Annotated in this window: 9 protein-coding genes; 3 read left to right on the top strand and 6 right to left on the bottom strand. The window is 53.2% G+C overall.

Annotation, left to right across the window (positions count from 1 at the left end; translation table 11 throughout):
* Positions 1-2,883: a bifunctional [glutamate--ammonia ligase]-adenylyl-L-tyrosine phosphorylase/[glutamate--ammonia-ligase] adenylyltransferase gene (gene glnE, locus ACMAZB_RS00215; protein ID WP_435218559.1), complete on the bottom strand. Its 2,883-nt coding sequence runs from the start codon at positions 2,881-2,883 to the stop codon at positions 1-3.
* A gap of 10 nt (positions 2,884-2,893) precedes the next feature.
* Positions 2,894-4,663: a GspE/PulE family protein gene (locus ACMAZB_RS00210; RefSeq protein WP_435218557.1), complete on the bottom strand. Its 1,770-nt coding sequence runs from the start codon at positions 4,661-4,663 to the stop codon at positions 2,894-2,896.
* A 334-nt stretch (positions 4,664-4,997) separates the two neighbouring features.
* On the opposite strand from ACMAZB_RS00210, the gene argA reads away from it, so the two are divergent.
* Together argA and ilvD are read left to right on the top strand one after the other, a co-directional pair.
* The gene (gene argA / locus ACMAZB_RS00205; protein WP_435218555.1) at positions 4,998-6,302 is read left to right on the top strand and encodes an amino-acid N-acetyltransferase; all 1,305 of its coding nucleotides are present in this window, start codon (positions 4,998-5,000) and stop codon (positions 6,300-6,302) included.
* A 46-nt stretch (positions 6,303-6,348) separates the two neighbouring features.
* Entirely contained in the window at positions 6,349-8,190 is a 1,842-nt protein-coding gene (ilvD, locus tag ACMAZB_RS00200) for a dihydroxy-acid dehydratase (protein WP_435218554.1), read from the top strand.
* Here the strand turns inward: ilvD and ACMAZB_RS00195 are convergent.
* From ACMAZB_RS00195 to leuA, 3 genes are all read right to left on the bottom strand, one after another.
* A complete protein-coding gene (locus tag ACMAZB_RS00195) occupies positions 8,165-9,055 on the bottom strand; it encodes a DUF6279 family lipoprotein (RefSeq protein WP_435218552.1) in 891 nt (296 codons plus the stop codon). The genes ilvD and ACMAZB_RS00195 overlap by 26 nt on opposite strands.
* On the bottom strand, positions 9,024-10,163 hold the full coding sequence (locus ACMAZB_RS00190) for a GGDEF domain-containing protein (RefSeq protein WP_435218551.1): 1,140 nt from the start codon (positions 10,161-10,163) through the stop codon (positions 9,024-9,026). Before ACMAZB_RS00190 ends, ACMAZB_RS00195 begins: the two co-directional genes overlap by 32 nt.
* Before the next feature lie 88 nt (positions 10,164-10,251).
* A complete protein-coding gene (gene leuA / locus ACMAZB_RS00185) occupies positions 10,252-11,937 on the bottom strand; it encodes a 2-isopropylmalate synthase (protein WP_435218549.1) in 1,686 nt (561 codons plus the stop codon).
* A 137-nt stretch (positions 11,938-12,074) separates the two neighbouring features.
* Here leuA and ACMAZB_RS00180 point away from each other — a divergent pair, with 137 nt between their 5' ends.
* Entirely contained in the window at positions 12,075-12,674 is a 600-nt protein-coding gene (locus tag ACMAZB_RS00180) for an Lrp/AsnC family transcriptional regulator (protein ID WP_435218547.1), read from the top strand.
* Here the strand turns inward: ACMAZB_RS00180 and ACMAZB_RS00175 are convergent.
* Positions 12,571-13,212 (bottom strand): thiol:disulfide interchange protein DsbA/DsbL, encoded by a 642-nt coding sequence (locus ACMAZB_RS00175; RefSeq protein ID WP_435218546.1) that lies wholly within the window; start codon positions 13,210-13,212, stop codon positions 12,571-12,573. The two genes, ACMAZB_RS00180 and ACMAZB_RS00175, sit on opposite strands and share 104 nt — an antisense overlap.
* Positions 13,213-13,272 lie beyond the last annotated feature (60 nt).

Below are 13,272 nucleotides of genomic sequence, written 5' to 3'. Positions count from 1 at the left end.
TTAACCATTGGCTACATCAATTTCGAGTGCAGGCAGGCCGGGTAAGATCCCATCCCTGATCTGAGTCACCGCAACAAGTTGCTGCATAAATTTTGAACGTTTACCCACCAAGTCTACATCTTCAAGAACGGCACGATGCACCTCGGCCCGATACACCAAATACGCAGCACGCAGTGTGTCGGCATCTTGCGCTGACAGCAAGTCATGATCAGCGAGAGCGTTAAGCAAGTTAACAACGTCGGTCGCCTGTGCCAGGTCGGGATGGGCGGCAGCGTGTTGGAGTACTAGAAACTGCACCACAAATTCAATATCAACAATGCCGCCAGGATCGCGCTTTATATCAAATTCATCAGGGCCCGCTTCAAGGCGGCTTTCAGCACCCTCAAACATCCGCATACGCATTGTAACCACCGCATCACGCAGTTCGTGATCAGGTCTGACCTTGCGCAATATTTCCAGTCGCAGTACCTCGAGCTGGTGACACAAGTCTGCCGAGCCTGCTACGGGCCGAGCCCGCACTAGAGCCTGATGTTCCCAGGTCCATGCCGACTCGTGCTGATATTTTCGATAGCTACCTAAAGTCACGCAGGGCAATCCCGAGCCGCCGTCGGGGCGTAAGCGCAGATCAACTTCATAGAGACGACCCTGGGCAACGTTAGTCGAAAGGACGTGCACCACACGCTGAGCAAGACGGGTAAAAAACCGCGTATTCTCAATAACTTTTGGGCCCGACGTCGTGCCTCGTCCACCGTCATAAACGAAGACCAGATCAAGATCAGACCCATACCCCAATTCTATGCCACCCAACTTGCCGTAACCCATGACCGCAAACCCAGCCTCATCTCCCTGAGGTTCTCCGTGGCGGGTTACCAGTTCTGCTCGAGCCACTTGAATAGCTTGAGTCACCATAACTTCAGCAAGGAACGTGAGATTATCGCTGGCCACCATGACTGGCAGCGAACCATTAAGCTCGCTAGCTGCTACCCTCAGAACCACCGCATCTTTAATGCCCGCCATCGCGTGCATCTGTTGCTCTAGATCATCCTCAGGCACTCGCAGCAGTTGATCCTGCACCAATGCCCCCATTTCGCTGCGGTTAGGTGCTCGATAAAGTCGATCTTCGTGGAGAAGCTCTTCCACCAGCTCGGGGCGTTGAGCAAGCTTGCGCGCAATCCACGGACTTGCCACGTTGAGTGACACAAGCTGTTCTAATGCCTGCGGGTGCTCGGTCATCATCACAAGGTAAGCGCTACGTCGCAGCACAGCACTGACGAAAGGTAAGGTTCGGGTAACGGCAAGGTCAGCGTTGTCGGTCTTGGCTGAAACAGAGATCAACTGGGGTAAGAAGGCTTCGAGACGATGCCGACTTTCTGATTGCGCCGCCTGAACGCGACCACCGCCCATAAAAGTCTCCACGGCCGCCCAAGTCGCACTGGCATCGCGGTACCCCAACGCCGCCAAAGCTTCGGGGCATAAATCGGCATACGGCAGGCCAACCGAAGCCACAATTTCCGACGACTGGTCATCAGGAAGGGTCACCAAACTATGAAAGTACTCAGAAACGCGCTGCCGCACTGCCTCACAGCTTGAGATCATGGCTGCCCAATCGGAATAACCCATCAACAGCGCTACCTGCGCCTGTGTAATGGGATCGCCAGGTAACTCCTGCGTCTGGGTATCACACAGACCCTGAAGAATATTTTCGAGACGCCTCAAAAAACGATAGGCATCAATCAACCCCTGTCGATCTTCGATACTAATAAAATCGAGCTCTGCAAGACATTGATAAGCCAATTCCAGAGGCCGAACTTGCAATTCAGGATGCCGCCCGCCGTGAATGAGCTGCTTACACTGAACAATAAATTCTATTTCTCGAATACCGCCGTAACCGCGCTTGATGTTGGTTTGCAAATTGCTACGCAGGGTTTCGGCAGCAATCATTTCCCGCATCTCTCTCAGCGCATGCAAGGCGCCGTAGTCGGTATAGCGGCGATAAACAAAGGCGCGCTTTAACTCCTCTAAAGGCTTTTGATTTTCAGCTGAACCCGTAATCACTCGGGCCTTGATCATGGCGTAACGCTCCCAGTCGCGACCATGTTGCTGGTAATAAACTTCTAAAGCGTTGTAATTTACGACCAGTGGGCCGCTGCTACCAAAGGGGCGTAAGCGCATGTCTACGCGAAACACAAAACCATCTACCGTTTTAGCGTCTAGCAATTTAATGACGAGCTGACCGACCCGTATAAAGAACTCCTGATTACTGAGCGTTCTTTTGCCGCCCTGAGTTTCACCCGATTCCGGATAGGCATAAATGAGGTCAATATCTGAAGACAGGTTGAGCTCACTACCACCGAGCTTCCCCATACCCAAAACCACCAACTCTTGAGCTTCCCCCGACCACTCCCCCACAGGGAGCCCAAATCGCTGGGATAGTTTCGCGGTAGCCCAATCCACCGAAAACTGAATCGTAATATCGGCCAACTGAGTCAAGGCTTGGAAGGTGTCACTTAAAGCAGCGCGACCGGATAATTCGCAGGCCACGATGCTTAACATTTGCCGATTACGAAATATTCGTAAAGCCGACATAACGGCGTCTTCACTGTTGTTGTCGAGGACTAGCTGCTTGAGCGCGGCCTCCCAGACTTCGGAGTCGAGATTGCAGCGCTGAAATAATCGCCCAGCTTCCAACTCGCCCACCGCCCAATCGCGGTGACGAATAAATTGATCTCGAAAAAAATCACTGGTTGCCAGAAGCCGATCAAAGTCTGCAGCCACACTGGAAGCCTTCAATGCGTGCTGCAAGCGGTCCAAAAAAGCCGGTTCCAACTGGTCGGTAAAGACCCCCCAACTTTTCGCGAGCCCCGCTGCTAGGGACTGGGGCATTGCGGCCTGCTTAGTCATCAAGGGCGGGCGCTACGCGCATAACCTCTTCGAGTGTCGTTTCACCTCGGGCAACTTTTTCAGCACCTGCCACTCGTAGCGGCACCATACCGGCGGCGACGGATTTGCCTCGAATTTGACGGATATCATGACTATCGTTGATCACACTGTGCACACCCGCATCAGCAACGAGCACCTCATAAATACCCTCCCGCCCGCGGTAACCGGTATCGCGACAAGCCTTACACCCCACAGGGCGATAAAGTGCCTCGGGCATCGCCGCCGGATAGTCGCCCACCAAGGATTGCCAGCCGTCTATATCGGTGGGCTCAAGCTGCTTGCAGTGGCTGCAAAGGGTTCTTACCAACCGCTGGGACATAACACCTCGAACGGTGGCACGAATCAAAAACGCAGGGACACCCAACTCCACAAGTCGGGAAATCGCGCCGGGGGAGTCATTGGTATGCAGTGTGCTTAGCACCAAATGCCCGGTTAACGCCGCCTGAATGGCCATATTGGCAGTTTCCAGATCACGGATTTCACCGACCATAATGATATCGGGATCTTGTCGCATCAGCGCCCGCACACCCGAGGCAAAATCTAAATCGATCGTGGCATTTACCTGCATTTGGTTGAAGGCAGGCTCTACCATTTCGATGGGATCTTCGATGGTGCAAACATTAACGTCCGCGCTAGCGAGCTGTCGCAGTGTGGAGTAGAGCGTTGTGGTCTTCCCCGAGCCCGTAGGGCCGGTGACTAAAACGATACCCGTGCCCTGAGCAATAATATTTTGCCACCGTTGATCATCGCTGCCACGCAAACCCAGTTGTTCAAAACTTTTGAGCAGCACATCGGGGTCGAAAATACGCATGACCAACTTTTCGCCAAATGCGGTTGGCAGCGTTGAGAGGCGGAGCTCCACTTCACCCCCATCGGGGGTCCGAGTTTTCAGGCGCCCATCCTGAGGGCGACGCTTTTCTGCCACGTCCAACCGCCCAAGAATTTTAAAGCGGCTGGTCACCGCTGACGCGACGGCGGCAGGTAACTCGTAAACTTTATGAAGCACACCGTCGATGCGAAAACGGACGTTCCCCAACTCCCGTCGGGGTTCGATATGAATATCGCTGGCACGCTGCTCAAAAGCGTATTGTAAAAGCCAATCGACCACGCTCACGATGTGCTGGTCGTTGGCATCGAGCTCAGACTTATTGCCGAGCTGCACCATAGCCTCTAGATTTACCAGATTGCCGCCTTCGCCACGATTAAGGGTATTCGCGCCCTGAACCGAACGAGCCATCACATAAAACTCTTTGGTGTACCGCGCTATATCGCGAGGGTCTGCTAATACTCGGCGTATTGGGCGTCGCGTGGCATGCTCAAGATCACGGATCCAACCGGTCACCCAAGGCTCACTGCTTGCAACCGTGACCGTCATATCATCGACAGAAACCGCAAGAATCTGATGACGCTCGGCAAAGGCCTCAGACATAACTTCTGCTACGGCTTTCGTATCGATTTTAAGGGGATCAATATCGAATACCCCCAACTCGGTTTCCTGAGAGAGAAAATCCAATAACGCAGCCATATCCAGAATCTCACCGGCGGCGCTTAAATCGGGTAACTTTTGCTCGGCTAAGAAAGGCAGTGGTGCGAGGCGCATCTGCCGCATAGATTTAAGCCGAACCAGATCTTTGGCAGATAGCCGCCCCGCTCGAGTTAACCCCTCAGCAAGGCTAATCATATCGAGGCGGGACTCTGGGGGTATCATCATATGCTCAGTCATAGCTGCAGTTTACGCGCTGAAAAATCTCTGTCACCGTTAAACCACCTTCTCATTGGGATTTTTTGGCGGGCTACTCCGCACTACCTGGAAAGTGACTGTGGGGCTTACGAGTCTCTTATTATTGACTGGGATTATGGCTCAGACCTCCCTGACCGTTAAAAATCCTCCATTTTTTTAATTGCGGCAACCCAATCCATTGGCGCGGCCATTGAGCCCCCGACCACAGCGGCCCTTTTTCGCCAAGCCAGCCAAAAATTCCCAAGATTCTCTAGGTGGCTTTCGGGTAGTCTCGCATTTTGAATTTTAACCAATAAAGCGCACGAGACTGACGAACTTGGCTTCCTCCAGCAATCACATAGACTGGTTTCGACACACCAGCCCCTATATCCGAGCCCACCGGGGCCGGACGTTCGTGATCTATTTGGGCAATGGCGCGTTAGAAAGTGATCAATTTAATAATCTGATTAATGATCTCTGCCTGCTGCACCTTCTGGGTATTCGGCTGGTGCTGGTCCATGCCACTCGCGGCGAAGTCGAGCAAGCGCTGACCGCTCTGGGCATCACGGGTCAGCTCCACCAAGGTATTCGAATTACGGATGCTGAGGTTCTAGGGGTGGTGCGGGACGTTTCTGCGACCCAGCGCTTACAGTTGGAAAGCCAGTTATCTCAGGGATTGCCAGATTCTCCGATGCATGGCGCTAGGTTGCGCGTAGTCAGCGGCAACTTCATTACCGCAAGGCCAGTAGGAATCGTCGACGGGGTAGATTTTCTTTTTACCGGCGCTGTGCGCCGACTTGACGCCGTGGGCATAACCGCCGCCCTTGATAATGAGGCCATTGTACTGCTGTCTCCCCTAGGCTTTTCCACCACAGGTGAAGTCTTCAATTTGAGTGCTGACGAGGTCGCTACAGCATCGGCAGTGGCACTGGGCGCTGACAAGCTGATCTTTATGGATGATTCCGAAGGATTGAAGGACAGCATGGGCACCTTGGTTCGCCAATGCACCGTCGCCGCGGCCCGGGCACTGCCTATAGAAAACCCAATACAAGCCAGCCAGCGTGACGCCGCCTGCCGAGCCTGCGAACAAGGCGTCAGCCGAGCGCACTTTCTTAGCTACGTTCATAACGGAGCACTCATCGAAGAGCTGTTTAGCCATGATGGTGCCGGCACTTTAGTCAGCGAAACGGTCTTCGAACAACACCGCAGGGCGAGCATCAACGATATTGCAGGTGTGCTCGACCTGGTGAGACCCTTGGAAGAAGCCGGTGTATTGGTGCGTCGTTCCCGGGAGCGTTTTGAACAGGAAATCACCAATTTTACGGTCCTTGAGCGCGATGGTCGGGTGTTAGCTTGCGCGGCCCTGTATCCTTTTGAGGGTACTGAAATGGCCGAGGTTGCCTGCATCGCAACCCACCCCGACTACCGCAACGGCGGTAGAGGCGTACATCTTCTGGAGCTACTGAAAATTCAGGCCCAAGAACAGGGTATCCACCAACTCTTTGTGCTCACCACCCAAACCACCCACTGGTTTATTGAGCAAGGCTTCGTCCCGGCCAGCCTCGACCAGCTACCCTCCGAGCGTCAGGCACTCTATAACTTGCAGCGAAACTCCAAAGTACTGATCAAGGACCTCGACTGAACAATCTTAGCTGTTAGAATTCCCGCCCAGCACGGGAGAAGACAGAATGCCCCAATACCGATCCAAAACATCGACCGCAGGCCGCAACATGGCCGGTGCCAGAGCCCTGTGGCGCGCTACCGGCATGACCGACGGCGATTTTGAAAAACCGATTATTGCCGTAGTGAACTCTTTCACGCAGTTTGTTCCGGGCCATGTGCACCTCAAAGATATGGGACAACTCGTGGCCAGAGAAATCGAAGCCGCGGGCGGTGTTGCCAAGGAGTTCAATACGATCGCCGTCGATGATGGAATCGCTATGGGCCACGACGGCATGCTCTACAGCCTGCCCTCTCGAGATATTATTGCCGACTCTGTCGAATACATGGTCAATGCTCACTGCGCCGACGCCATGGTCTGCATTTCGAACTGCGACAAAATCACCCCGGGCATGCTCAACGCTGCTATGCGACTCAATATACCCTGTGTTTTTGTCTCCGGCGGACCCATGGAGGCTGGCAAAACCAAGCTGTCTGAAAACAAGCTCGATCTGGTAGACGCTATGGTCATCGCCGCTGATGACTCTGCAGACGATGCAACCGTTGAGGCCTACGAGCGCTCTGCCTGCCCAACCTGCGGCTCCTGCTCGGGTATGTTTACCGCTAACTCTATGAATTGCCTTACCGAAGCGCTGGGTTTAAGCCTGCCGGGTAATGGCTCACTGCTGGCAACACACGCCGATCGAGAGGCGCTGTTTAAGCGCGCAGGGCGTGTTTCAGTTGCGCTTGCACGGCGCTGGTACGAGCAGGACGACTCCTCGGCGCTGCCTAGAAACATAGCCAACCGCCAAGCGTTTGAAAACGCGATGTGTCTGGATATCGCTATGGGGGGCTCCACCAACACCATTCTGCATTTACTGGCCGCGGCCCAAGAGGCAAGCATCGATTTTTCAATGACGGATATCGATACTTTAAGCCGGCGCGTGCCGCAATTATGTAAAGTTGCGCCGAGTACACCGCTTTACCACATGGAGGATGTCCACCGTGCCGGCGGCGTCATGGCAATACTTGGCGAACTCGCTCGCGGGGGTCTTATCGATACCAGCACCCACACCGTGCACACCGACACCCTAGGCGAAGCGCTGACAACTTGGGATATTGCGCAAACCAACGATGCCGACGTTCACAAACTTTTTTCAGCGGGCCCCGCTGGGGTGCCCACGCAGCAGGCCTTCAGCCAAGCCACACGCTGGCCCAGCCTTGATCTCGATCGTGCCGGGGGCTGCGTACGCGATGTTGCTCACGCTTATTCTCAAGAGGGCGGCCTGGCAGTTTTGTTCGGCAATATCGCCGAAGACGGTTGCGTGGTGAAGACCGCAGGGGTCGATGATGATGTCTTATGTTTCAGTGGCCCGGCCCATATCTGCGAAAGTCAGGAAACCGCTGTTGCTGACATTCTCGAAGATCGCGTTGCTGCAGGTGCCGTCGTAATTATTCGATACGAAGGACCCCGAGGGGGTCCGGGTATGCAAGAAATGTTGTATCCCACCAGTTACCTGAAATCAAAAGGGTTAGGTAAAGCCTGTGCGCTGGTTACCGACGGTCGATTCTCCGGTGGCACCTCAGGACTGTCCATTGGGCATGTATCCCCAGAGGCAGCGGCAGGTGGCGCAATTGGCTTAGTGCAGTCGGGGGACACCATTGCAATCGACATTCCCAATCGACGCATCGATGTCTTGCTCGATGACGAGTGCCTAAGCAACCGCAGAAGCGAAATGGATAATGCAGATAAGCCTTGGCAACCTCAAATGCCCCGACCAAGAAAGGTCAGTGCTGCGCTGAAAGTCTATGCTCGCATGGTTACCAGCGCCGACAAAGGAGCGGTTAGGGACTTATCGCTGCTGGACTGAGGGGTTCAGCTTCTGCGGCAAGCGCGATGAAGTCGTCGCGGTAATTATTAATTTTTCGCCGCAAACGACGGTCCTGTTTGGGCGTGCGCTGGTTAATCACTTCGGTAAACACCGTTTGAGATAGCGCCCGGTTGTGCGCATATACCGCAACGTACTTCGGTGAGCGTGCAGCCTCCCGCCCAGCAAGAATGCCCTGAACCTCAGAAGGCCAATCATTGGTATTGCTCGCTATCACAGCGGCAAGCTCTTTTGTCCAGCGTGCTCGGTCAGCGATCCACGCATCGTCGAACCGCTGATAATCCCGGGTGTGCAGCGCTAGCGTTTCTTTTTGCTGATCTGTCAATCTGCCCAAAAATCTGCTGAGATTATCGGTGAACTGTTCCTGCACATTATCTCTGTAAGCCTCATCAGACCGAGACAGAAGCCTCTCTCGCTGCTCTTCCTGCTCCTCTTCCAAAGCCAGCATAAATTCTTCCCGCTGCGCGAGACTTAACGTAGCGCCAAACTCGATCATTAAATCAAGAATACGAACCTCAAGACGATCTGCGGCCACGGACAACTCGTCGAACAACGTGGCAACTGACTGTTCATTTAAGCTCGGATCAAGGCTGCGCTCAAAATCTGTCAGCAGTTGGGCGTAAGCGGGCAGTTCTTCGCGCCGGTGCCATTCAAGAAGCTGATCTACTCGGTTTTGAAAGTCGGCAGACTGCTCACGACTAAGGGTGACATAGTCATCGACGTACCAATCGATCAGGGTGTCTAGTTTGTTGTAAAAAAATCGGGTACCCGAGCATGCGGTCAAGGTCAAAAGCATGACCAAAACCATGACGCACTTAGCGCCACATAGGAATCGTGCCTTTAACATTTGTGGGATCCCGTGGTGAAGGTTCTTCAATGTAAACTTGGTCTCTGCCCTTGCGCTTGGCCTCATACATGGCACGGTCTACGCGAAGCAGCCAGTCCTCAGCAGAATCTACCGCGGTCACGTCGCAGATACCGATACTTACGGTAACGCGTCGATCTTGAATGACCTCCTGTGCCGCAATTTTACTGCGCAAATCATCGGCGATTTTTCGTGCAGTCTGGGCACCCACCTCGCTTAAAAGCACCACAAACTCCTCACCACCCAAGCGAAAAAGCATATCGGCGCCGCGAATTCTGCCGTCGATTAATGTCACTAGGGCTTTCAGTACGCGATCGCCCTCGACATGACCCATTTCATCATTGATGCGCTTGAAGTAATCGATGTCGAGTAATAACAGTGTCGAAAGTCGAGCGTATCGATGATAGTCCGCCAAATGCCGTCGCGTCTGAGGCAACAAGTACCGGCGATTATAAGCGCCGGTCAAGGGATCAGTTAATGCGAGATCTGCTAGCTGATCGGTCTGACGAGTCTGGAGTTGCATCATCGCTAGGCTTAACAGCCATGTTGAAAAAATAGCGGCATCCAATGCAAAGCCCCCACCGAAACCCTGCCAACCATGTGCCCAAACCAGTGCCACCAGGGTTAAAACACCTGCCACAAGCCCAGCAGCAAGTGGCAATAAGGCGGTAAGCGCAATCATGAGAAGAAAGATCCAAAGCTCCTGATAAATAGAACCAAGTTTCACAGACCAAACCACCGTGATCAGGGTGATAAGCAGGGCCATGACTGGCGGCATGACCATTTTATTGTGGCGGAACATGCGGTAGGCCGTGACGGCAAGTAACAACGACGTCAACCCTGCAAAGACATTTAAAATGGTGAGGCTGAGCGCAACTAAAAGGCCCTCAATTAACACCATGGTCGTGGCACACAACATGACCGGCAGCAACAGGCGATACAGAATCAGGCGTCGCTCGTGTTGCACGTCTTCAGGTTCAAAGCTTTGCGAAGCGCCAGTATCAGTTCTCAGCAAACCACGCCAAAAACGCGCCGATGACTTAAAGCCCGTCGCATCGTAAAGCGAAATTTCTTGGTCCCGATTGATCATGCACCCGCACTCACTGAGTTGCGTAACCTCATTGCCTGCAGTGTGACATACGAAGTCATGTTTAACAGCTATCGGGCGCCGAGATCAGCTAAGCGACTTGTTCAGTCAGCTGACAGTGGCCCTTTAAGGCAGAGAGAATGGCATTTAGGGTGGCCTGCACAATGTCGTTACTGCGCCCAACACCGCAGGGTCTTGCCCCATCGATATTGAGCTGCACATAACATACCGCCTCGGCATCGGAACTCTGGCCGAGGGTGTGCTCGCTGTACTCCACCAGCACCATCTTTTTACCTGTGACCTGTTCCATCGCGTCGATAAAGGCATCTAGTACCCCCGTGCCTCGACCCTGAATTCGTATCTCTGAGTCACCGGCGCCCAGCACAGCCGTTAATTGATGTTCCGTATCGTCTTTGGTGACCTCATACCGACCTAGACTCCAGGCACCGGGAACGTTCAAATAAGTGTCGCAAAACAGTTGATGGATCTGGTCTGAGGCAACCTCTGCCTCACTCTGCTCAGCAAGGTGTTGTACGGCGCTGCTGAAATCAATTTGCAGCCACCTGGGCAAGTCGTACCCATGATCACGGTATAAAACGTAAGCCACTCCGCCTTTGCCAGACTGGCTGTTGATGCGAATCACCTCTTGGTAGGTTCGGCCAATATCGTGCGGGTCAATGGGCAAATAAGCCACATCCCACGCATCTTCGTCACCCCTAAGGGCAAGGCACTTATTAATCGCATCTTGATGACTGCCTGAAAAAGCGGTGAACACCAACTCCCCCGCGTATGGGTGACGAGGATGAACAGGTAACTGGGTACAGTCCCGAACGGTGGCAATAATAGCGTCCATATTGTCAAACTTAAGCTCGGGGTCGATACCTTGGCTGTATAAATTCATCGCCATGGTGACGATATCCATATTACCGGTGCGCTCGCCATTACCCATGAGCGTGCCCTCGACACGGTCGGCCCCTGCCATTACACCCAGCTCTCCTGCAGCTACCGCACAGCCACGATCGTTATGGGTATGAAGTGAAATAAGTATCGCGTCGCGGTTGGCCACGTGATCGCAAAACCATTCTATCTGGTCGGCATAAATATTAGGGGTGCTCATTTCAACGGTCGCCGGCAAATTAATAATCACTGGCTGCTCCGGTGTTGGGCTCAGCACCTGATTAACCGCATCACAAATTTCGACGGCAAAATCGAGTTCCGTACCGGTAAAGCTCTCTGGACTGTACTCAAAGGTCCACTCTGTTTCCGGGTGGCGGTCTGCCTCTGCCTTGACGAGCTTAGCGCCTTCAACCGCAATTTCAGTAATACCGGCCCTATCAAGCTTGAAAACGTCTCGGCGTTGGACCGTCGACGTCGAGTTGTAAAAATGCACAACAGCACGTTTAACCCCGCGTAAAGCTTCGAAGGTTTTGGCAATCAGTTCCGCCCGAGCCTGAACTAACACTTGAACCGTCACATCATCAGGAATGCGCTCCTCAGTGATCAGCTTTCGCAAAAAATCAAAGTCATGGCTAGAGGCCGAGGGGAATCCCACCTCAATTGTCTTGAAACCAATGTCCACAAGCTGCTCCCACAGACGGAGCTTTTGCTGGGCGTTCATAGGTTCCACCAACGCCTGATTTCCATCCCGCAGGTCAACGGAGCACCACTGGGGCGCCCGTTCGATCACCCGATCGGGCCAGCGCCGATCTACTTTTGAAATCGGCGTGAAGGGCCGGTATTTACGGGCATCAAAACTCGAGGACGTTGTCGGTTTCATGGCAAAAATTCTGTGGCTATTGTAGGTCTAGTGTAACGCGAGTTTTAGAGTCTTTTTGTCCAAATAGCCCAACTATTTGGTCATTTAAAGCAATATATAGTATGTTATTCCCATATTTTTAGGGAAATAAACTAATAATGCCTGAAACAGAAATTGATCGAATAGACCTAAAAATCCTTGATTTACTCCAGCGTAATGCCGGTTTAAGTAACCTCGAGCTTGCTGACCGCGTCGGACTGACCGCAACACCCTGTGCCAGACGCGTGAAGCGGTTAGAGGCGGCCGGGGTTATTGTTGAACGCATTACTTTACTGGACCAAGCAAAGCTGGGCTTGGCTCTCACCGCCCACATTGGGATCACAATGGACGAGCACACCCCTGAGCGGTTCGCGGCGTTTGAAGAGGAGGTTGCACAGTATCCGGAAGTTATAGAGTGCTGCGTGGTGACGGGTCAAAGCGCTGACTATTTGATTAAAGCCGTCGTCGCCGACATGGTGCACTATGAAAGATTCCTGTTAGGGAAATTGACCTGCATCCCGGGAGTGTCCGGTGTCCATTCAAGCTTTGAGCTCAGGAAAGTGGTCACGCATGCGGGGCTGCCCTGGACCATATCGGGGGCTGAAGTCGCAAACATTAGGACTTGTTGGCAAGTTCCTGCTGTACCAGAAATTCAGCTATCTTCAGCATGTTGGCCTGACTGCCGGCTTTACGCGCCTCAATCAGGTACTTGCCATTGACCAGCACCGACGGAGTCCCAGAAATTTTTGCAGACCTCGCTCGCGCTTCGGCTTGACTTACCTGGCTGTTAACACCGAAAGAATCAAAGGCGCGATCAAAATCGCCAGCAGCAACACCGTTAGAAACAAAAAGCTCACGGATTGCGCTTTTTGAACCCAATCGATTTCTTTCGACGTGCATGGCTTTGAAGATAGCGTCGTGCATTGGCTCTAGCACGTCTAACGTCTCCGCCGTGAAGTAAGCCTTAGCGTGCAATTTCATGCCGTCATTCCACGCCGCTGGCGAGGGCTGTAAGCGCGATCCCTCAGGCAAGGACTTTTTCCATGCCTGCAGCATAGGCTCAAAGGTATAGCAGTGGCCACAACCGTACCAAAAGAACTCGGTAACAATGACTTGGTCGGTAGGTCCCACTCGTACCGCAGGGCTTACTACGGTGTAATGCTCGCCTTCCTGCCACTGAGTTTCTGCCCAGGCCATTCCAGGTAAAGCAAACAAAGCAACCATTGCTACCAAGATATTGCGTCGAATTGTGCTCATGCTCTTCTCCACTGTTTTGCTCGCCCGATGGCTAAATAGCTACCTTTAGCTCACCACTTG

Source organism: Luminiphilus sp. nBUS_07, assembly GCF_051201685.1.
In the GTDB taxonomy this organism is placed as follows: domain Bacteria; phylum Pseudomonadota; class Gammaproteobacteria; order Pseudomonadales; family Halieaceae; genus Luminiphilus.
The sequence above is the reverse complement of the archived record's forward strand: the minus strand, read 5'-3'. Positions and strand labels throughout refer to the sequence as shown.

Bases quoted from the DNA above. Each gene is read 5' to 3' on its own strand.
- glnE (WP_435218559.1), bottom strand. From the start codon at position 2,883: ATGCCCCAGTCCCTAGCAGCGGGGCTCGCGAAAAGTTGGGGGGTCTTT.
- ACMAZB_RS00190 (WP_435218551.1), bottom strand. From the start codon at position 10,163: ATGATCAATCGGGACCAAGAAATTTCGCTTTACGATGCGACGGGCTTT.
- ilvD (WP_435218554.1), top strand. From the start codon at position 6,349: ATGCCCCAATACCGATCCAAAACATCGACCGCAGGCCGCAACATGGCC.
- ACMAZB_RS00210 (WP_435218557.1), bottom strand. From the start codon at position 4,663: ATGACTGAGCATATGATGATACCCCCAGAGTCCCGCCTCGATATGATT.
- ACMAZB_RS00175 (WP_435218546.1), bottom strand. From the start codon at position 13,212: ATGAGCACAATTCGACGCAATATCTTGGTAGCAATGGTTGCTTTGTTT.
- leuA (WP_435218549.1), bottom strand. From the start codon at position 11,937: ATGAAACCGACAACGTCCTCGAGTTTTGATGCCCGTAAATACCGGCCC.
- ACMAZB_RS00180 (WP_435218547.1), top strand. From the start codon at position 12,075: ATGCCTGAAACAGAAATTGATCGAATAGACCTAAAAATCCTTGATTTA.
- ACMAZB_RS00195 (WP_435218552.1), bottom strand. From the start codon at position 9,055: ATGTTAAAGGCACGATTCCTATGTGGCGCTAAGTGCGTCATGGTTTTG.